Below are 21,051 nucleotides of genomic sequence, written 5' to 3' on the forward strand. Positions count from 1 at the left end.
AACGAAATATTATGGTTACAATTAAGAAAATTGAGATTAAGGACTACTTCGGAAAAGGAAATTTCGAATGGAATCTTGACCCAGTTGTAAACATCCTGGGAGGTAAGAATGGTAGTGGCAAATCATCACTCTTTAAGTTGTGCTATACCTTGTTAACAACTGAGAGAATAAACGAAGAAATGGATAAACATTTCTCAACTCTCTTTGAAAAAGTTGTTATAACATTATCTAACGATTGGACTGTAACATGGACGCGTGCTAAAGAGAATGAGCATTATTCTGTAGATATTGGCGGAAAAAAGCCTTTGGTTTTCAGAGAGTCTGTAGAGATATATGATAATAAAAGGGATAAACGTGTGTTCTCAGAATTATCATCACAGTTCAACGTTTTTATGATTAACTCTTTTGAGCAGCATACGGCAACTGCAGCGCAATATGAACGTCAACCCAAGTCATTGCCACTGGATGATCCTACAATGCTTGATTTAATGATAAAAGATCAAATAGACCTGCGAAACAAGGATTTTTCCAAAGTGATGGAAGATTTTGTTGATTCTCCTGAAGAAGATGAACAGAAGCGAGCAGAGTATGTAAAATCATACAAGAAGATATATTCCATATTAGCTCATTTCCTTCAAGAATATGATGAACCTTTCAAAAGTTCTTTCGAGTTTACTAAGGATGGTAGTGCAATAGGCTTTGAGCGTCTGTCGATGGGTGAAAAGCAGATATTGCTCCTCTTGCTGATGGTGAGCAATACGAATCAGAAACCTTGCATTTTCTTCATGGACGAGCCCGATCTAAGTATGCACATTGATTGGAAGGAAATTCTGGTTAAGGAATTACATGACCTTAACCCTTATATGCAGATAATTCTTTCAACCCATGCCCCCAGCGTTATTACAGGTTGGCACGACAAAGTAAAGGAAGTTAGTCATCTTATAAAGAAGTAAGGAGGGATTATGGCAACACTTGAAAGTGGATTTAATCCTATCTATTCTGAAAATGCCTCAATATTGACAGGAAACCCTAACAGGGTGACTGTTGAGGTGGAAGATACGATTGACAAGGATTTCTGGAGCGACCTGCTTGGGGAGTTATGTCCTGAAAAGGAATTCCATTTTGACCCTTATCATACAATCCTCAATGAAGATGGCACTTGTGAACGGACAGGAAAAGGTAAATCACAAATCATCAATGCATCGGCAGGCTTTAACGACTGGCATATCGGCTGTGTTGATAGCGATTACGATTGGATTCTTTCTAACTATACAGAAGCAGGCAAGACTATAAGTGGCAATAAGTACCTGCTTCAGACTTATGCTTATTCTATTGAGAATCTGATGTGCCTATCAAGCACATTATCTGATTTCTGTCGCGAAAATACGGAAGAAGATGTGGATTTTGATTTCGTAGATTATCTAACCAGGCTCTCAAAAGCCATTTATCCTTTATTGGTATGGTCAACGTATTTATACAGTAAAGGTATTTTGGATTTCACACCTAATGATTGGCGTGAGGTATTGATAAATACCGAGAAAGATCCCGAGGTCTCCCTGGCTAAGATTGTGACAAAAGCAAAAGCTAAGGTAGAAGAGTTTGATAAGAAATACGCTGGTGAAATAACAGAAAAAACGGATTTTGAGTTAGAGAATATCATCAAGAGAGACGTCACTGATGACGAAACTTATCTCTATGTACGTGGGCATGAACTATTTGATCATATTCTATATTCTGTCCTAAATTCCGTTATTAAAAAGTTGCGCAATCAACACTATGCGGTTCTCAGAACATCTGGTACAGATGAAGAATTCCGCAAAACAGCATTGCGTGAATACCAGAACAAAGATACAAATGTAGGGAAAGAACTTTCTAAAAACTATAGATACAAGAACAATACCCTGATATATAAAAAGATTTGGGCAGATGTAATGCAGATTTGGATGTAATAATATAGCTATGGATAAGTTGCAGTTTTCAAATATACTTCATATACAGGAAGCAAGTAAACAGGGACGCTTAGTAGTCTTTGTTGGTGCCGGCGTTTCGAATAATTCTGGTGTGCCCACATGGTCTGAGTTGATTCGCGAAATGAAGAATGACTGTGGGATAGATCAAGAAACGGATGATTTAAAAATTGCTCAACTCTATAAAGATGCAAGAGGGGAAAAGGAGTATATGGATAAAGTCAAGGAAGTACTAAAATATAACAGAGTAATTCCTAACGATATTCATAAGGCCATACTCGACTTAAATCCATGCCATATTATAACTACGAACTATGACAATTTGCTGGAGCAGGAAATTGAGAACGAATTTAAGCAATTTGACATCATTAGAGAGGACAAGGATATGCCAAATATGGCTTATCCTAACTCGCTGATAAAAATGCATGGTGACTACGATACAAACAATATCGTACTTACCGAATCTGATTACTATAACTACGGAAAGAGTTTTCCGTTAATCCGCTCATTTGTATTATCACTATTCGCAAGTAAACTTGTTGTTTTTATTGGCTTTTCTTTTGCTGATCTGAATCTCAAAATGATACTAAACGATCTTCGTTCTGTTCTGCATGATCGTATGCAGAGAATTTATCTTGTTTCAGATACGAAGCCTTCACAAATCATGAATAGCTACTATGAGAATAAAGGTATCAATGTTGTATATCTTGAAGAAGAAGATTTAGATGAGTTTAATTCCGAAACGAGTGAATATACATTGGAGATGCCCAAAGGTATTTACCTCTATAGGGTACTTAGATGTATCAGCAATGTTAGGAAAGACTACAGACAAGATTTGGCGAGTAGGTTATATAGTCAAATAAAAGAATACAAAGATGAGTTGCCGGTTATTGGTGATGGATTGAGATATTTCATTCCCCCCCAAGAAATGGTTATGTATAATCCTTATTCTGATGGACTTCAGCTTTGCTCCCCTTATTTCAAATCGTTACATAAACAACTAAAGTCGTTTGAAGGGAGAAGAAGATTCATACTTGATCATCCTAACATAAACAGGAAAGAGTTAAAGCAATTGGCTTATAACAACTACCTATATAGTATTGATGATGTGTGCATTGTAGATCCTAACAAACAATATGAGTTGAATGTATCGCTTGGAGATTTTTCTTCTCTATGGTACTTGTATGATTTTGATTATAACAATCTTCACAAGCGTTTGTTATATCTTAGTTCGAGGGAATTGTCATGTGACTCTAAAGATTTGGAATATCCTTTTATCCTATATAAATTAGGAAATTATTATGAAGCATATCATATATATAATATGATACTTCCTATCGCATGGAAGAGAGGAAAGTATATAATATATTTTATTTGCTTATATAATTTATGGTCTATTAGAAACGGAGTGTATGCTACACTTCTTTTAGAAGATAAGAAATTAGCTTGTAGGTTATACGATAAGTTATCAGGAATTAATTTAGATGAGGTCTTAGGGCGACTTCCGATTTCAGAAGAAATCAGGAAGACATTCCAAGACTTGTTGTCATACCGTTATTTAGGGAATAGCGCGGTAGAAACAGAAGACAAGAAAGAACTCATTTATCAACAGAGGAAGTCTGGAGAAAAGGGGGGATCATCTATCAATAGTAATATTGTATCACTTCTTTCAAGATTTGAGCGCAATTTCCAATTTTGCAATAATAACTATATTATATGCGATAACAATGGATTCTTTAAGTCTATTGGCTATAATACCGTATGCGGAATACTAAATAGTTATGCAACTCCTGACACAAAATTTGAGGGATTAGACGTTAATACAACAAAAATAGACAAGCTTTTTTCTTTTTGTATATTTACCCTTGTATTTTGTATCGATTCCAAAAAGTTAATAGAAATATTTCGTCGATACGAAATTGACCATATAGAATTAACAGAAGATGCCATTGATACTGTAAATGAGTATTGGAAAAATCTCATTGATGCTAAACATATTCCTTTTACAGAAACAAGTATCTTTGGCTCTTATATTGAGAATCTGATATATGTTACCGCTAAAATTAGCAATGATGGAATTAATTCCGATAATGTCTACAACTCAATTCTTAAATTCTGGGATTATATTGTTAGTTTTAAGATAAATGGGAATTTACTTGCGTTTCTCCTTTCAAGTCAGAAACCAACCAAAGAAGTGTTATACTCTATTTTGGATAAATTGACTTCGAATCTTGATAAATACGATCATTTTGCTGATTGTTATGAATGGATTGCACGTTATATGAAGGAAATGGATATAACTTATGACTTGGATATGGCGAGGTTAAAGGAGGATAAATATGCGAATGAATTGTATCATTTATATCCTGTACTAAATCCTTCATTGAAAGGTTTATTTTCTTCTTATTGTCAGAATAGACTATGTGAAATTAGGAAATATCTGAAATTCATAGTAGGCAATAATCTTGAAGTGGATTCTGTAATTGTCTTTAAGGAAAAACTAAAGAAATTAGATAATAATCCACAATACTATAAATTGGATTGTTATTGGATGCTGAGTAAAATGCGTCATAACAAACAATACCAGTGCGTGTATGAATCAATTGACGAGATTGCGAAAAAGAACAAATGTATGAAATTCTTTCTCGCGCCAACCGAGTATAATAAAAAAGCAGAGGTTGACATAGAGTGGATATTAACGACTGGAGGTGAAGGTGTTCCTGAACTTGCAAAGATTCCAGAATATAAAGAGAAATTAAAACAGTATTTAATTGAACAAAAATATCTAAACGAAAGAATAAGAAATAATATCGTAAGAGTTTTGTAAAAGTTATAATATAAACTGACTCCGCATAAGATATTACATTATGGTACAAGAAAGAATATACAACTATTTTGAACGTAACCCACAACTGCACGTTCTGTTCATCTTCGACAAGATGAATATCAACTTTACAGAGTTGGAACTGGTAGAGTGGCCCGAGAATTATATATACAAGGTTTTTGATGGTGCTTGGTTTAATATCAAGTACGCAATAGAAAATACTTGGAAGGATAAAAATGTTGTGCTGCTCTTTACGGACAAGACCTGTCCAAAGACAGAAGAACAGATGTTGGTGTTCCCACTGCTGGATATGCTAAAAGCTAATATGGAGTTCAAGGAGGACGACTATGAGAGCTTTATGCAGCAATATAACCTACCAGAGAAATTCCGTCTATTTATCAAGAATAATATTAGCGAGATACAATCTACCAAGATTAGTTCAATGTTAGCTGGACATCTGGCTCCTGAGACATTCAGCGAAGATCTGGTGTGTAGAGCGTTCATCTCTTCGTACTTGGGCGAGAAGAAATTGCTGGATTGGGAACCGATCATTGTACACATGCTGGTACTCGGCTTGCAGTCGGAGGAGAAGAAACGTAATGACTTCTTCCATCGATTATCTAAGAATCTTGATGCAAAGAAAGCCGTAGATGCGAAACTCAATAGTCTGTTTGACAGAACCTATAGTCCTAATTCTGACCAAAAGATGAAGGAGGTGGCTGAGTGCTTAAAATACAATAGTATCAGTCAACTGCTTGATGCAGCACAGGGTGATAATTATAAGCAATATAAGATAAAGAACCAGATGATGCTTGAAGGCCAGAATAAGGTGTATGAATATGGACTTCAGAATCGTCAGTGGTCGGAGAAATTTAGCCAAGCAATGGCAGAACTCGCAAAGGACATTAAGGAAGAGGAAATAATAAGTGTATATGGTATTGATGCACAATATAACTATATGCCCGAAGCTCTGTGTTGGCCAATCCTCAAAGAGATTCTTGAAAAGAAACTTATGACGGAGCCAGAAGACGTGAATGACAGAATGCGTAACATGGCATTGAAATTCTCGCCACAGGCTGATATTCAAGTGGTGATTAAGTTCATTGAACAGGTTGCCTTGTACTACGAAAAGGTTAAGAATGTGGGAACTATGAAACTTAACACCCCTGAAGAATATGTGCAAAAATATATAGACCGGGACAATGGCCTCTATTTGGCAGATATGATTTATCGTCATTGTTTGGAGGCATATCACGACTTGATAACAAAAGAGAATCCTATATGCCAGACCATCAACAATGTTAAGAACCAGTTGGATCAAGAATATGCAAAACTGGCCAATGTACTTAATCTGGAATGGTTGACATGCGTGAAAGAACGCGATGACATATTTGATAGCTTAAGTATCTGCAAACAGGAGGACTTCTATAATAACGAAAGTGAACCAAGTGCTAAGCAAGTAATAATCATTTCGGATGCGTTGCGTTATGAGGTAGCAGCAGAATTGATGCAAGAATTGTCGAAGGAGAAGCATATTGCAAAGCTTTACCCTTACAAGGCTATGCTACCAACAGAAACCAAGTACTGCAAAACAGCATTATTGCCACATCGCACATTAGAACTGCAGGGAACAGAGTTGGTAATTGACGGTCAGGTTCTTGTTACTACCGAACAACGAACAGCCCATTTGGCTAAATACAAAGAGGGAGCCGTATGCGTAAAATATGAGGATGTAATGAATGGTGACCAGACGAGTAACCGTGAACTATTTAAGCGTCCACTTGTCTATATTTTCCACGATGTTATAGATGAGAATAGTCACCCTCAGAATCCGTTCGAGATCATCCGTTCTTGCAGGACGGCGATTAATCAATTGGCGGTATTGGTTAAGAGACTTCACGCCACATGGAATGTAGCCAACGTGATTGTAACTGCTGACCACGGCTTTATCTATAATGATATTCATTTTGAAGAGAAAGATAAACATAGTATCAACGACCCAAATATTGAAAAGAAAACTCGATACTATCTTACAGACAGCACTGTTGAGGTGGAGGGAATAGCTAAATTCCCCTTAGAAAATGTTTCTGGCATTTCTGCAGCAAAACAGACCTTTGTAGCTGTTCCTTATGGAACAAATAGACTGGCGGCACCAGGTGGATATAATTTTGCCCATGGAGGTGCAACGCTTCAGGAAATGATTATTCCTGTAATCAAGAGCAGTCAGCGCAGAACCGATAAGACGGAAAAGGTCGGTGTTTCATTGATGAATCACAACCTAAATATGGTAAGTAGCCGTTTGAAGTTCCATTTAATCCAGTCGGAAGCTGTATCGATGACTATTATGGAACGTAGAATAGTTTGCCAGATTTTCAATGGTGATGACCCTGTAACGATTGAAAAAGAATTGTTACTGAATAGTACTGATTCTGCAAATCTGAATAATCGAGTATTCGAGGTGACACTAAACTTGAACAAATCTGTTACATCGAGTGTACTCCAGTTGCGTGTCTATGATGTGGAGGATAGGCTCAATCCTCTGATCAAAGAAACTGTGAAGAATAATACAATGATAGAACAAGATTTCTAAAAAACTATAGATATGACACTACAGCAGAAGATAATGAGTGCCTTTATAGGCAAAGTGGTAAGAAAAGACCTTGCTTTCCAAGTAAAAGGTGGTCTTCCTGTTCCGACATATGTATTGGAGTACCTTTTAGGTCAGTACTGCGCTACCGATGACGAAGAAGCCATCGAACAGGGACTGGAGAAGGTTAAACAGGTAATTCAAAATAACTATGTTCATCGTGCTGAAGCAGAATCTGTAAAAGGAAAGATTCGCGAGGCAGGTCGTTATCGCGTCATTGATAAGATATCTGTGACATTAAACGAAAAAGCAGACCAGTATGAAGCTGAGTTTGCTAATCTCGGATTGACTCATGTGCCAATTGGCACTCAATATGTCAAAGCTAACCCAAAGTTACTTTCAGGTAATGGCGTGTGGTGTATTGTCACCATCGGTTATATACAGGGAGAAGATATTAAAATGCGCTGGGACATCCAGACATTGAAACCTATCCAGATTTCCAATATTGACGTACAAGACTACATCGCCCAACGTCAGCAATTCACTACGGAAGAATGGATTGATTTCATGATGCATACCGTTGGTCTGAACCCTGAATTAATGAACAGAAGAGAGAAGTTCATCACATTGGCTCGTCTGCTGCCACATGTAGAAAACAACTTCAACTTTGTTGAACTTGGTCCCAAGGGAACTGGTAAGAGCCATGTTTTCCAGGAGCTATCACCTTATGGTGTATTGGTTAGTGGTGGTGATGTGACATCTGCTCGATTATTTGTAAAGATGTCAGGTAATAAGGAACTTCTCGGTCTGGTTGGTTATTGGGATGTAGTAGCATGGGATGAGTTTGAACAACAGAAAGGCCGTGCTGTAGAGCCGACCCTGATTGACATCATGCAGAACTACCTTGCCAACAAATCGTTTAACCGTGGTAAGGCTACTCACGAAGCGTCTGCTTCTATGTCGTTTGTGGGAAATACGAAACATACAGTCCCATACATGCTGAAGAACAGTCATCTTTTTGAGAGTATCCCAACCCCATTTGTTAAGGGTGCATTCCTTGATCGAATCCATCTGTATAACCCAGGATGGGAAATAAAGATGCTGAAGAAAGATAGTTTTTCTAAGGGATATGGCTTAATCACAGACTACATCGCTGCAGTTCTTCATGCCATGCGAAATACTGATTTGACGGGAATGCTGAAGGATTATGCTAAATTTGACGGTTCACTATCAGAGCGCGATCATTTGGCAATTCGAAAGACATTCTCAGGAATGGTAAAGTTAATCTATCCTGATCAGAAGATTACAGACGAGGAAGCTTTTGAATTAATTGAGTTCGCTGCAGAATGCCGTAAACGTGTGAAAGACCAGCTTTATGTCATCGACGAAACATTTACAGCAGAACCTGCCAAATTTGAGTATATCAATGTTAAGACAGGAGAAAAGCACAAGGTGTTGACACTGGAACAAATAGAAAACGAATTCGTTCCTGCTCATGAGCAGACTCTTCCTGATGATGAGACTTCTGAGTTGCCAGACACTACAGTAGGGAAAACCGCTGAGCCAGCATCTTCTAAGGAGGAGATTAAGGCTCCAGAAGAACAGGTCAAACAGAAAAAACTGGCTTCAAAATTCGTTGAGATCAGGGCCAATCAGTCAAATGTTTCATACAAGAAACTATTTGGGGACTATCTTGAAACTGCATCGCACATTGTTATAACCGATCCTTACATCCGTGCACCTTTCCAGATAGAAAACCTTGTGGAGTTTATACAGACTGTACGTGAATGTAGCAATAATAGTGAAGAACTTACTATTGAACTTCACACTCAGAATGATGAAGAGAAGGTTCCTGAAATGATTGATACCTTCGATGAGTTGAAGGATGAATTAGCTGCTGTGGGAATCGACTTTAGTTATTTCTTCGATGCAGATCATGACAGGAATATTGTTCTTGATAATGGTTGGAAGATAACTCTCTCACGTGGTCTGGACATCTTTGAGAAGTTCGGAAGATTCTCTTTAGGCAGCGTTCGTCAAACTAATCGTCGTTGTCGTGCATTCTCAGCAACATTTGTGCAAGAATAGACCAGCATGAAGTATCGTCTGTTTGTACCAATAGCGTTAGTTTTGCTCATCTTTGTATGTGCATGTTCTAATCGTAGTAAGTCAGAAGCAGGTATCATTGAGGATGATACTGTGATGGCTGATTCATCTTTCATTGCAGATTCTATCGACCGGCCACCATTTCCTGAACCTGGAATGGAACCACCGGAAATGAATGGCAGACCACTACATCAATCACGCATGGAGCCACCACCTCCGCCACCCCTTGGGAAAGGTCGTTCTCCCCGCAAACCTGATAATATGCGTGGTTTTGACCCTGCATCGGAAGATGACATGGAGGACAACGGTATGAGCCGATATATGGAGAATAATGACGAAGAAGGTTGGGATTAATATGGAGCATATGAAAAAGAAAAGATCTTTATCTGGCATTGTGTTTTCGAAGACACAACTAAATATGGACGCAGTCCTATCCTTTATAAGTGATTTAAAACCTGTAGATAAAATATCCAAGGAGGACAGAATCGCTGCGTCAAAACCCACCCCTAAGCCAATTATGCCAGAACCTAAGAAGCCTGAGACATATTTCAAAGCGGTGGATGAATACTGTGACTTTATGGAGCAGTTCGTACCAAAGCGTGGAAACATGATTGTTGAGAAACTGAAAAAGAAATTATAAACATATGGCAAATCAAAATCATATTGAGATTCTTCCTGTTTCTGAGTGTTTGCAGTTAAACCTGTCAATACCAGAATACCAAAGACCATATAAATGGAGCATTTTGAGTATAGATACTATGCTCTGGGATATAAACAACGCTATTCAGCAAAGTTTGGCTTTCTCAGATTACAAGTATCGTATCGGTACAATAATCCTTCATAAGTCGGACCAAATGCTTAATGTGGTAGATGGTCAGCAGCGATTAATTTCGCTCACATTGATATCCAAATATTTGGATGACGATTTTGACAATGCTATTCTGCAAACAAAGTTCTACGACAAAAGCACACAAAAGCATATTCACGACAACTACATTCATATTCGTGAGTGGTTTTCGTTGCGCGACAATGAAACCAAAGAATCTTTCAAGAAAGCATTGTCAAACGTGTTGGAGATGGTTGTAATACAGGTAAAAAAAGAATCTGAAGCATTTCAACTATTTGATTCGCAAAATACTCGAGGACGAGCTTTGGATCCTCACGATTTACTTAAGGCCTTCCACCTTCGAGAAATGCAGAACGATAAGTATGAGATGGAATATGCCGTAACGAAATGGGAGGCTAAAGATGTGTCACAAATCCGCGAACTGTTTTCTGCTTATCTGTTCCCGATTTGGAACTGGTCTCGTTGTACAAAGACCTGGACATTTACAGAACATGACATTGATACTTATAAAGGCATTTCTACCACTTCTTCCTACACATATGCTCGCCGTGCAAGCAAAGCATCACCGTATTTCCAAATAACTGAACCATTCATTGCAGGCTCAGATTTCTTTGATATGGTTGACCACTACCTCCGTACGTTAGCAAATATCAAGCATGAACTTGTCACCAATCCTGTGTTTGGACAGCTTTGTACATACTGTATTCCACAAAAGCACTCTTCCGCTGGACTTACACATGTTAGAAATCTATTCTTTGCAGTATTGTTGTTTTATTACGACAAATTCCATAATATGGATGAGTTGGCTGTTAAGAAACTGTTTATGTGGGCATTTATGCTTCGTATGGATTTACAAAGTTTAGGTGCAGACTCTGTTAATAAATATGCAATTGGTGAATGGTCACCTAATTATACCAATTGCATCGCTGTATTTTCCAAGATCAGTTTAGCACGATTACATACAGAAATTGGTAATCTTCAGATTAAGACAGAACCTCGACTCGATAAAAAATACTGGACAGATGAACAGATAGACTTATATGTACTATTAAAAAAATGAGTGGTTTAAGATGAAAACAAATAAAATCTCAGAATTACATATATTAGAAGGTGATTCGACGATATTTAAGTCAGTAAGATATAGTATACCTCTCTATCAGCGTGACTACGCATGGGAAGAGAAACAAATAGTTCAACTCATCGAAGATATAGATGATGTAAACTTGAAAGACAACTACTACATTGGTTCTTTGATTGTTTCGAATCAAGAAGGAGTATATGAGGTTGTGGATGGACAACAGCGTTTAACCACTTTATTTCTATTGCTGAGTTATTTAAGAATTGATACTGGAGATGAGGATGCTTTATCTTTTTCCTGCCGTGAAAAGTCAAACTATACTCTTCGACACATCATACCCATACTAAATGATGAAAGGGACAAGTATGATGCTGACAGTCTGCAGCAGAACATTATTAGTGGATTGAATATCATCAAAGAAACTATTGAAAAGTTTACAGATGAACACAAGGTTAATTTCGTTAGAAAACTAGAAAACATAGTGCTTTATCGAATAGAGGTACCAGAACATACAGATCTAAATCATTATTTCGAAATAATGAATACCCGTGGTGAGCAGTTGGAACAGAGCGATGTGCTTAAGGCCCGACTTATGAGCGAATTACTGGGAAGTAGGAAAGATCAAGCTATTTTCTCCACGATATGGGATGCATGCCGTGATATGTCTTGTTATGTACAAATGCATTTTACAACAACACTTCGTGGAGAATTATTTGGTTGGAATTGGGGGCAGATTCCTTCGCATAGATTAACCGATTACCGTCAACTTTCTTTATCATCAGTATCAATGTCAGGATCCCTAATTTCAGACATAATACGTCCTAACTATGCTGTCGACATAGAAGATGGATATTTGGATGATGATACGAGAGTTCGATTTGAAAGTATAATAGAATTTCCGCATTTTTTGCTTCATGTACTTAAGGTTTATCTTGCCTTGCATCCCGAAATTAAACATAGAGATGGAGATACGTTAGTATACGAATTGTTAGATGACAAGAAACTGATATCTTCTTTTGAACGTATTCTGGACTATGGAGTAAAGGATGGAAAACCAATCAATCGTTCCCAATTCTCTCGTGATTTTATAATCTGCTTACTAAGAACAAGATATCTGTTTGATAAATATATTATCAAACGAGAATACGCCAACGAATCGTCTGATGGCGAGTGGAGTTTAAAATCCCTGCACGTGTCTGGCCAACAATCAAATAAGCGAGCTTATTATGCAAATACTTGTTTCAGGGGATACAATCAAAGGGAATTAACTCACAAATGGCGTCATAAACACAACCTTATGCTACAATCTGCTCTCCGTGTATCCTACACTTCTCCGAAGGTTATGCACTGGATAACGGATTTATTAATATGGCTATCATCAAATGTGGAAGAATTATCTACAGAAATACCTAATTACACTTATAAAATCGATGAGATAGCGAAACGTCCAGTACGAGAATTCCTTGAAAATCAGGAATACTCACTGGGAGTAAATACTCCACATGCCGTACTTAACTATTTGGACTTCCTGCTTTGGAAAAGAGATGACAATGTGGACTTCACATTTGAGTTCCGTAACTCTGTAGAACATTGGTATCCACGCAATCCTTCGGAAGGAACATTTGAACGCTGGGATGATGATGTGGACAGATTTGGTAACCTATGTCTTATCCAACGAAATGTAAATTCACGCTTCTCAAACATGTCACCAGAAGCGAAGAAGAGCACTTTCAAGGATATGATAAAGAAAGGTAGTCTCAAGTTACGTATTATGAGTGAAAAGACTCAAGGTGTTAATGCAAGCCAACAATGGAAAGACACTATCTGTGCCCAACATGAACAAGATATGATAAATTTGCTTACAGAAGATACCATATCTGAAGAGTTTTGAACTTATGAATGCGCGTAACAAGGCACGTAAATAATAGTAATTTATGGCATATACTTACAAATACCCAAGACCTGCAGTAACGGCAGACTGCATTGTAATAACGAAGGAGGCAGAACCAAAGGTGCTGCTGATTCAGAGAGGCGATGAGCCTTTCAAGGGAGGCTGGGCTTTCCCCGGTGGTTTCATGAATATGGATGAGACAACGGAGCAATGCGCCATCAGGGAACTTGAGGAAGAGACTGGACTTCGAGTGACAGAGGTTCGCCAAATTGGAGCATACTCAAAGGTTGATCGCGATCCAAGAGGTCGTACAATAACTGTAGCTTATCTGGCTATCATTGATGAACCGACAGCTGTAACTGGTCAAGATGATGCTGCCAAGGCAGAGTGGTTCTTACTGTCTGACTTGCCAAATCTGGCATTTGACCATTATGATATCATGCAGGATGCGCTCCAAAAATATGAAGAGGGTAGGAAGTAAATGCTGGGATTAATCAATTATTAAGGATGAAATGCTTAAGTAAGACTCTATGACAATTAAAGAATTTACTCAGAAGTGCAGAGAACTACAGGGGAGGTATCGCGAACGTATGGGCGAGCCCATTGGAGTTGGGCCACACCTTAAGAAAGGTACGCCACAAATAAACATGTTGGTTGATGGCGACAAGACAGGTAAGAACTTTGTGAACGAGTTTACTTTTAATTATGCCAAACATAGAGTAGAAAACAAACAACCTCATGAGACGATTGACGAATATCGACTCTTCAACAATATGCTATCCAGTCAGCCAATGGCATTTAACCTCTTTTGTCCCTTTATAGAAATGCTACAGCAAGGTAAGGGCGACATTGTCAGCAGAATCTTTCAGAATATATTGCCCGACAAATATATAAGTGAGGTTACAGAAGTGGGATTAGAGTATCTGGATACAGACATTAAAAAATATCTGAACGATAATACCGCAATGGATGCTATCGTACGTTATAAAGATACGGATGGCAAACCTGCCTTTATTGCTATAGAAACAAAGTATACTGATGTGTTAGGCGAAAACACCAGTAGAAAGAGCAATGTGCTATATGATGTATGGATTAAGAGGATTGGTATGTTCAAACCTGAAACTGAAGCAGAACTGCTTAAGAGTGCAGAGGCAGCCAAGGATAAGAAAAAGAAGTTAGAAGGCATGAAAGTTGTGACGCAAATATATCGTAACTTCCTTCTTACCGAGTGCTATGGTATTATTGAGGGTGCACACAGATGCTATTCCGTTGTGCTCGCCCCCGCACAGCATCCTACTACAGAAAAAGAGGTTGCATCATTACGGAATGAGCTTAAACCTGAATTCCAGCATAAGATTTCTGCCATTTCTCTCGAAGATTTTATCACCAAGACTTTAGAGGTATGCCCCGATGAGGATAAAGCACCATTCGAGTATTTTAAAAATAGGTACATACCCAAATGAAAAGCGGCTCCCATTTGAGGAGCCGTTTTTTGTGTTAGTCTTTCAAACAACCAATGGGAACCACAAATATGCCATCTGGCCTTTGGTATGCATAGGGACCAACTGCAGTTAGAACCATCTTGAATGAAGGTTTCTTCATTTTTGTGGTGTCTATGGTGTCGGCAAGCTTATTCAAAGCATCTGCACCATCGTTTATCAGTTTTTCGCCACCAAGCTTCACCTCTATCAGTCCATAGGTGCCATTGCGACGATGCAACACGGTGTCACACTCCAGGCCTGAACTGTCGCGATAATGATATAGTTTCCCGTCGAGTGCCTCGGCAAAAACACGCAGGTCTCGCACGGCCATATCTTCGAAGATAAGTCCGAACGAGTCCAGATCATTTATTAGGTCTTTGGGACCTAAGCCTAACGATGCCGTACCTATGCTTGGATCAACGAAATGGCGTGTGTCGCTTGTACGAATAGCTGCCTTACTGCGGATATTTGGATTCCATGCATCAAGGTCTTCAATTACAAAAAGCTTTCTCAGTGCTTTGATGTAGTCGGCAACGGTATCCTCGTCAAGTGTTTGTGAGTCGTTTGACAGCATATCGGCCTTGATGGTGCTATAGGGTACTTGCTGAGAAATGTTGCGGGCATACGAACGGAGTAGTAGACGTGTACGCTCTGGGCTGCGTTTTACTCCGTCAACACGTTGTATATCTCTTTCAGAAATGTCATCAACATAGCCAAAGGCCTGATCCAGTGCAATATCACCTTCCAGCAGCGTTGCTTGTGGCCAGCCACCACGGCATGTCAGAAAGGCTATACGCTCCAAATCAATGCTATTTGGTTGCGGTTCGAACGTCTCGCCATCAAAGAGCTTAGCCAGGCTGACACTGCCGGTAGACTCGCCAGACTCATATAGACTCATCGGTCGCATTTTGACTCTGCCAATACGCCCCGTTCCGCTGTGAACAGTGTCTTCAGCCTGTGGAGCAACAGTAGAACCCGTCAGGATGAATTGAGAAAAAGCACTTCGCTTATCAACCTCATTTCTGATAGTGTCCCATAGTTCTGTTATTGTCTGCCATTCGTCAATCAGTCTGGGTGTTTCGCCTTGGAGGAGTGTCTTCGAACTGATTTCCATCATCTGTTTGCTCTGTTTCAAAACTTCAGTGTCACCTAAGTCAAGTAAACTCTTGGCGTGCTGGCGAGCGGTAGTTGTCTTGCCACACCATTTAGGACCTTCAATCAACACAGCCCCCTTGCCTGCAAGCTTGCGAGCTAATAGTCTGTCGGCAATTCTTGGTTTATACATACTGTCCATCATTTTATTTGTTTTTGATTTTGTGTGCAAAGTTACTGATTTATAATGAATTATCCAAATTTTTATGTAACTTTTCGGTTGTTTGCGGTGATTTTGTTCGGTTGTTTGTGGCGAATTTGTTCGGTTGTTTGTGATGAATTCGTTCGGTTGTTTGTGATGATTTTGTTCGGTTGTTTGTGATTTTTCGTAGAAATCCCTACGTGTTTTTCAGGCACCACCTACAAGAACCAACTAAAGCGCAGTCATGGCAACATGTATACATTTATACCTGTGTACTTGTATTCATTAACACCAATATACATGTAATCATTAATACTTGTATACACTATCCGTACCCATTATTACCCGAGTTCGTGTGTCTAATTACCCGAGTTCGTGTGTAAAAACATCCCAATTACCCGAATTCGTAGGCTATAAGCATCATAAATAGCCCTAAAACATGGTAGATTTCCCCCGAAAAACTCCTAATTCGGGTAATTAACAGGCTAAAAACTCCTAATTCGAGTAATAAGACAGAATTGGCTCCTAATTCGGGTAATTAATAGGCAAAACTACTAATTCGGGAAGATAACCCAGATACAGCTACCAATTCGGGAAGATAAAACGATGTTTAGCTGCACAAAAACGGCCAAATGAAGACTATCTGGTAGGTATAAGCATGATAAAAAAGTCATTATCGGCTACCAATTCGGGAAGATAACCCATTATCGGCTACCAATTCGGGAAGATAACTCAGATTCGGCTACCAATTCGGGAAGATAGCCCGAAAACCCTCTGTTTAAAGGGGAGTTGATGTATTTTGCTATAACGAATTATATTAAATCATAAATAAAGCTTTAATAAGTAAAACAAATAAAAGTATATGTTATATGATCGTTTGTTAACAACAAGGATGAACAGAAACTAACTGATTAACAGAATGTTACATAAATTTTATCACAAAAAAAGCAACTTATCTTCCCGAATTCGTTACTTTTACTTCCCGAAATTGTTGCCCATCTTCCCGAAATTGTTGCTTTGTTCCCGAATTCGTTAGTCTACACTTTTAAAAAAGTAGGCGAGAGCTTTCATCTTCTCCCGCCTACATTAAACAATCCAAGGCACAATCATGGCAACATGTATACATTAATACCAGTATACTCGTATTCATTTATACATAGCCACATATAGACATGTATACCTCTACATAACATCATCAATGGCTCGCCCCTTTTTAAGCTTTATCTTTCCGTTTTTACCTTCATAAGACGCAATTCCTGCTTGCATCCAATGCTCCATGACGTTACGCACAGAAAAGCGTTCTTTATGGGCTATAGCCTGTGCTTTTTCCCACAGTTCAGGACTACAAATGAAGGAACAACGTCGATATTCATTGTTATCTTGCAACTTTTTCACTGAGCGAACATATGTTTTGTCCTTTTGAGGAGTTTGCCCCGTTTGTTCCCTCATGATGTCATCAAGATTCACATTGACTGGTTTTATCTTTATCTTTTTCATGTTTTCATTTATTAATGTGTACTTGTATACATTCATACTTAACTACAATTCTACAATTTCTTAATCTTCTCTATAAGTGGCTTAAAGGCATTCTCTACAGCCTTCTCTTGCCAATAATCAAGAGTATTAAGCGTATTGTAGCTCTTTACGGCCACACCATGCTTAATTCGTGGTGTTACATAGCCGATATTACCAAGAAGCTTAACGGCTTCATCACGGTCTTTCTTTACTTGTTCCCTTCTCTCATCACTAACAATGATATTATTGGGGACAAAAACCATTTTAGCAGGACATACACGCTTAAAAAGGTCACAGAAGAGCATCGTAGCATCGACAGTGTCAGTATCGTAGCCAAATGGCACTATGGCCACATCAGCAGCCTGATAGATGTACTTTAATGCGTGGTCGCTGACATTGCCAGGACAGTCAATCAGGATCCAGCCAGGAATACTCTTAAGCTTCTCCATTAACGATTCTACCATCTCATCATCGGATGTATTGATGGATTGAATTTGCCATGGCAGCTCCTCTGTAGGATTATCCGACAAATCACGCTGACGGTGACGACACAAAGACTGCTGGATATCAGCGTCCATAACGGCAACAGGAATGCCCTGCTGAGCCAGATAAGTGGCAAATAGCCCGCAAAGCGTGGTCTTGCCTACTCCACCCTTAATGTTGGTGAATAAAATAATACGTTTTTTCATTTTTAATTCTTTTTTTTCGTTTATAAATAAGTTAATATTCGAGTTCCTCTATCTGTTTCATCCCTATTAAGCGTTCTCTATCAGGAGAAGAAAAACGGGTTAATTCTGCTCTAAACTCCAAGAGAACATCCCCGGTAGCTCCATTACGTTGCTTGGCTATGATAAGCTGTGCCATACCGTGCAGATCACGACCTTTATCATCTTGATAGATATGATAGTATTCAGGGCGATGCACAAACATAACCATGTCAGCATCCTGCTCAATAGCTCCAGACTCACGAAGATCACTGAGCTGAGGACGTTTACCTTCTAATCCTTCACGGTTCTCAACGCCTCTGTTAAGTTGAGAAAGGACTATAACTGGGATGTTTAGCTCTTTGGCAAGCCCCTTAAGTGAGCGAGATACCAGTGCCACTTCATCTTGCCTGGTACTATATCGAGTTGTACTGGCAGACATTAGCTGCAAATAGTCAATTATTATTGCCTTCACATGATGATCCTTTACAAGCCTTCTCGCCTTACTTCTTAAATCGTAGATAGACAAACCTGGGGTGTCGTCGAGATAAAACGGTTTTCCCAGTATGCGGGAGATGCCATTATCTATACGCTCCCAATCATATGGGGCAAGCTGACCATTGCGTAATTTTGCGGCTTCTACTTCACTAACATTTGAAACAATACGTTTCACCAGCTGTGTAGAAGACATCTCTAATGAGAAGAAGGCCAATGGTATCTCTTGATCTATTGCGATATACCTGGAAATACACAAGGCAAGAGCAGTCTTACCCATTGCCGGTCGTCCTGCGATGATTATAAGGTCAGAGTTTTGCCATCCGCTCGTTAAACGATCGAGTTCTTCATATCCAGTGGCAATACCTGTAATACCATCGGAATTACCAGCGGCAGCAGAAACCTCATGTATAGCATCTTTCAAGATCGGATCTATCTGCTTATAATCGTTCTTGATGTTTTCTTTGCTCAACCTAAACAGATACTCTTCTGCGTCTTGCATCAGGTCGTCAATATCTGTTGTTTCGTCAAAAGCCCTATTCTCAACCATGTTAGCGAACTTTATAAGTTTGCGTGCCAGTGCCTTTTGCGCAAGGACACGAGCATGGTATTCGATGTTTGCTGACGTCGCAACACCAGAACTTAATTCTGCCACATATCCAGGTCCCCCCACCTCTTCGAGTTTACCCTGCTTAGCTAACTGATCGGTTACCGTCAACACATCTATAGGTTTTCGACCTTCTTTGGAATTAAATAGTTTCAAAATAACCCCAAAAACCTGCTGGTTACGAGGATCATAGAAGCTCTCTGGAGTCAGGATGTTAGAGATAAGGTCGAAAGCATTAACATCAATCATTAGAGCACCTAACACAGCTTGTTCCATTTCAACCGCTTGTGGTTGCACACGTGCATACATGTTGCTGTTTATGGATTTTGCACGTTTCATGTTGGTCATTTCATTAGCCATTGTCATAGTGTAAATTTTTAATTATTTTTCTGTTCCTTTATTGTTCCACATTTCACTTTAATAGGAGAATCTGAATATTTTTCGAATTGTTCGTTTATTAATGCAATGTATTTCTCTTTTACTGTCTCCTTTACATCTCGAGATGGAGCCACAAGCGAGATGTCGTTGCCGCAGAATCCGAAAAAATTAAGTTTCCCAAGAACAGAAACACCATCAGGATACTGCATACAAAGATCTGCTTGTATAATATTCCATATCTCCCTGGCACTTGACTCATTACTGACAAGCAGTTTCCCTGGCTTTTCGTTCTTCTTCCTTTTGATGTTTAGAGTGTCTTGTACATGTTTTACGAGATGATTATAACTATCATGTGTGGGTTCTGACAATTCCCATTTTTTGCCAAACTTTTCTATCCACAGCATCACCTCATCTTTCGAAAATCCCGATTCTCTCTGGAGAAGCAAGAGACTTTTCCGATCACTAAGCAACTTACCAATACCGTATAAAGTCGATATTGCAGAACTATTGCCAGAACTCTTGTCGTTATTTCCTGTCGTACTCTCTAATGAATATTTTTTAGCCTTACTTTCGCGCGTCGTCGACGTCGATTTCTTTATTCTTTCTTCTTTATATATTATATAGCTGTCGGCAAGGTTGTCGGCATGGTTATCGGTCGTAACGGCAGGAAAGTTGTCGACAAGGTTGTCGGTCTGCTTACCCATCAAATTCTTGGAAAGTCTTTGTTTATCGGTATTCTGGATATGTTCAGGGTTGTCGGTAAGGTTGTCGGTCATTACGACAGAAAGGTTGTCGGCATAGTTGTCGGCAAGGTTGTCGGTCGTATTAAGGTTGTCGACAAGGTTGTCGGTTTGCTTACCGTTTAATCTCTTGAAAGTACTTTGTTTATCGGTATTCTGGATATGTTCAGGGTTGTCGGCAAGGTTGTCGGTGTCATCCTCTAAATCATAATCAAGAATAGTTATTATTGAAATGTTATTCTTGGTTGTTTTAATAATAAGGCCTTTTGTCTCCAAGACCTTTATAAATTTGATAATCATATCCTTGCTTCGATCCCAACGCTTCACGAGATCATTTATACTCGCAATAAGCTGTCCTCTATGTAATGATATGGGTATAGATCCTACCATAACGGTTTCGGACTTCCAGCAAGCACAGTGCATTAAATCCCCCCACCACAATAAATACTGTGGATTTTTAAAAAACCATTCATCATGAAGATCATTTCTCATTTTATAAAATGAATGCATTGTTACTGATAATTAATCTATTTCTTT

The 21,051-nt window shown here is 38.9% G+C and carries 16 protein-coding genes; 11 read left to right on the forward strand and 5 right to left on the reverse strand.

The annotated features are described in order from the left end of the window. The first annotated feature begins 11 nt into the window (after nt 1–11). From BUB86_RS07060 to BUB86_RS07110, 11 genes are read left to right on the forward strand one after another with little or no spacing between them, the layout of a single operon-like run. Complete coding sequence (locus BUB86_RS07060; protein WP_073207506.1) at nt 12–953, forward strand: AAA family ATPase; 942 nt, start codon at nt 12–14, stop codon at nt 951–953. 9 nt (nt 954–962) lie between these two features. Then, the gene (locus BUB86_RS07065; protein WP_073207509.1) at nt 963–1,949 is read left to right on the forward strand and encodes a DUF4435 domain-containing protein; all 987 of its coding nucleotides are present in this window, start codon (nt 963–965) and stop codon (nt 1,947–1,949) included. 10 nt (nt 1,950–1,959) lie between these two features. After that, complete coding sequence (locus tag BUB86_RS07070; protein WP_073207511.1) at nt 1,960–4,794, forward strand: SIR2 family protein; 2,835 nt, start codon at nt 1,960–1,962, stop codon at nt 4,792–4,794. Between the two features lie 40 nt (nt 4,795–4,834). After that, a complete protein-coding gene (locus BUB86_RS07075; RefSeq protein ID WP_073207516.1) occupies nt 4,835–7,381 on the forward strand; it encodes a PglZ domain-containing protein in 2,547 nt (848 codons plus the stop codon). Between the two features lie 12 nt (nt 7,382–7,393). Further along, entirely contained in the window at nt 7,394–9,466 is a 2,073-nt protein-coding gene (gene brxL / locus BUB86_RS07080) for a BREX system Lon protease-like protein BrxL (protein ID WP_073207518.1), read from the forward strand. Nucleotides 9,467–9,472: 6 nt separating this feature from the next. Further along, nucleotides 9,473–9,838 (forward strand): hypothetical protein, encoded by a 366-nt coding sequence (locus tag BUB86_RS17850; protein ID WP_073207522.1) that lies wholly within the window; start codon nt 9,473–9,475, stop codon nt 9,836–9,838. 10 nt (nt 9,839–9,848) lie between these two features. Next, complete coding sequence (locus tag BUB86_RS07090; RefSeq protein WP_175549432.1) at nt 9,849–10,124, forward strand: hypothetical protein; 276 nt, start codon at nt 9,849–9,851, stop codon at nt 10,122–10,124. Nucleotides 10,125–10,128: 4 nt separating this feature from the next. Next, entirely contained in the window at nt 10,129–11,391 is a 1,263-nt protein-coding gene (locus BUB86_RS07095; RefSeq protein WP_073207529.1) for a DUF262 domain-containing protein, read from the forward strand. A gap of 10 nt (nt 11,392–11,401) precedes the next feature. Further along, nucleotides 11,402–13,300 (forward strand): DUF262 domain-containing protein, encoded by a 1,899-nt coding sequence (locus BUB86_RS07100; RefSeq protein WP_073207532.1) that lies wholly within the window; start codon nt 11,402–11,404, stop codon nt 13,298–13,300. 43 nt (nt 13,301–13,343) lie between these two features. Beyond that, on the forward strand, nt 13,344–13,781 hold the full coding sequence (locus BUB86_RS07105) for an NUDIX domain-containing protein (RefSeq protein ID WP_073207534.1): 438 nt from the start codon (nt 13,344–13,346) through the stop codon (nt 13,779–13,781). Nucleotides 13,782–13,830: 49 nt separating this feature from the next. Next, on the forward strand, nt 13,831–14,763 hold the full coding sequence (locus BUB86_RS07110; protein WP_073207537.1) for a PGN_0703 family putative restriction endonuclease: 933 nt from the start codon (nt 13,831–13,833) through the stop codon (nt 14,761–14,763). 34 nt (nt 14,764–14,797) lie between these two features. Here the strand turns inward: BUB86_RS07110 and BUB86_RS07115 are convergent, their stop codons facing one another. From BUB86_RS07115 to BUB86_RS07135, 5 genes are all read right to left on the reverse strand, one after another. Further along, nucleotides 14,798–16,066 carry an ATP-binding protein gene (locus tag BUB86_RS07115; protein ID WP_254795119.1) on the reverse strand — a complete coding sequence of 423 codons (1,269 nt, stop codon included), beginning with the start codon at nt 16,064–16,066 and terminating at the stop codon, nt 14,798–14,800. Nucleotides 16,067–17,257: 1,191 nt separating this feature from the next. Then, nucleotides 17,258–17,572, reverse strand: coding sequence for a hypothetical protein (locus BUB86_RS07120; protein ID WP_027454886.1), 315 nt, complete (start codon nt 17,570–17,572; stop codon nt 17,258–17,260). Nucleotides 17,573–17,622: 50 nt separating this feature from the next. Continuing rightward, nucleotides 17,623–18,279 (reverse strand): ParA family protein, encoded by a 657-nt coding sequence (locus BUB86_RS07125; protein WP_073207544.1) that lies wholly within the window; start codon nt 18,277–18,279, stop codon nt 17,623–17,625. A 31-nt stretch (nt 18,280–18,310) separates the two neighbouring features. Next, nucleotides 18,311–19,756: a replicative DNA helicase gene (gene dnaB, locus BUB86_RS07130; protein WP_081373145.1), complete on the reverse strand. Its 1,446-nt coding sequence runs from the start codon at nt 19,754–19,756 to the stop codon at nt 18,311–18,313. A gap of 17 nt (nt 19,757–19,773) precedes the next feature. Next, nucleotides 19,774–21,006 (reverse strand): hypothetical protein, encoded by a 1,233-nt coding sequence (locus BUB86_RS07135; protein ID WP_139261495.1) that lies wholly within the window; start codon nt 21,004–21,006, stop codon nt 19,774–19,776. Between the last annotated feature and the right edge of the window lie 45 nt (nt 21,007–21,051).

The sequence above is a fragment of the Xylanibacter ruminicola genome, assembly GCF_900142525.1.
Classification (GTDB): Bacteria; Bacteroidota; Bacteroidia; order Bacteroidales; family Bacteroidaceae; genus Prevotella; species Prevotella ruminicola_A.

What these genes read in the sequence shown, in the direction of transcription:
- BUB86_RS07095 (WP_073207529.1), top strand. Translation starts at nt 10,129, where the DNA reads ATGGCAAATCAAAATCATATTGAGATTCTTCCTGTTTCTGAGTGTTTG.
- BUB86_RS07135 (WP_139261495.1), bottom strand. Translation starts at nt 21,006, where the DNA reads ATGAGAAATGATCTTCATGATGAATGGTTTTTTAAAAATCCACAGTAT.
- BUB86_RS07110 (WP_073207537.1), top strand. Translation starts at nt 13,831, where the DNA reads ATGACAATTAAAGAATTTACTCAGAAGTGCAGAGAACTACAGGGGAGG.
- BUB86_RS17850 (WP_073207522.1), top strand. Translation starts at nt 9,473, where the DNA reads ATGAAGTATCGTCTGTTTGTACCAATAGCGTTAGTTTTGCTCATCTTT.
- BUB86_RS07125 (WP_073207544.1), bottom strand. Translation starts at nt 18,279, where the DNA reads ATGAAAAAACGTATTATTTTATTCACCAACATTAAGGGTGGAGTAGGC.
- BUB86_RS07115 (WP_254795119.1), bottom strand. Translation starts at nt 16,066, where the DNA reads ATGTATAAACCAAGAATTGCCGACAGACTATTAGCTCGCAAGCTTGCA.
- dnaB (WP_081373145.1), bottom strand. Translation starts at nt 19,756, where the DNA reads ATGGCTAATGAAATGACCAACATGAAACGTGCAAAATCCATAAACAGC.
- BUB86_RS07075 (WP_073207516.1), top strand. Translation starts at nt 4,835, where the DNA reads ATGGTACAAGAAAGAATATACAACTATTTTGAACGTAACCCACAACTG.
- BUB86_RS07060 (WP_073207506.1), top strand. Translation starts at nt 12, where the DNA reads ATGGTTACAATTAAGAAAATTGAGATTAAGGACTACTTCGGAAAAGGA.
- BUB86_RS07120 (WP_027454886.1), bottom strand. Translation starts at nt 17,572, where the DNA reads ATGAAAAAGATAAAGATAAAACCAGTCAATGTGAATCTTGATGACATC.
- BUB86_RS07070 (WP_073207511.1), top strand. Translation starts at nt 1,960, where the DNA reads ATGGATAAGTTGCAGTTTTCAAATATACTTCATATACAGGAAGCAAGT.
- BUB86_RS07100 (WP_073207532.1), top strand. Translation starts at nt 11,402, where the DNA reads ATGAAAACAAATAAAATCTCAGAATTACATATATTAGAAGGTGATTCG.
- BUB86_RS07065 (WP_073207509.1), top strand. Translation starts at nt 963, where the DNA reads ATGGCAACACTTGAAAGTGGATTTAATCCTATCTATTCTGAAAATGCC.
- brxL (WP_073207518.1), top strand. Translation starts at nt 7,394, where the DNA reads ATGACACTACAGCAGAAGATAATGAGTGCCTTTATAGGCAAAGTGGTA.
- BUB86_RS07105 (WP_073207534.1), top strand. Translation starts at nt 13,344, where the DNA reads ATGGCATATACTTACAAATACCCAAGACCTGCAGTAACGGCAGACTGC.
- BUB86_RS07090 (WP_175549432.1), top strand. Translation starts at nt 9,849, where the DNA reads ATGAAAAAGAAAAGATCTTTATCTGGCATTGTGTTTTCGAAGACACAA.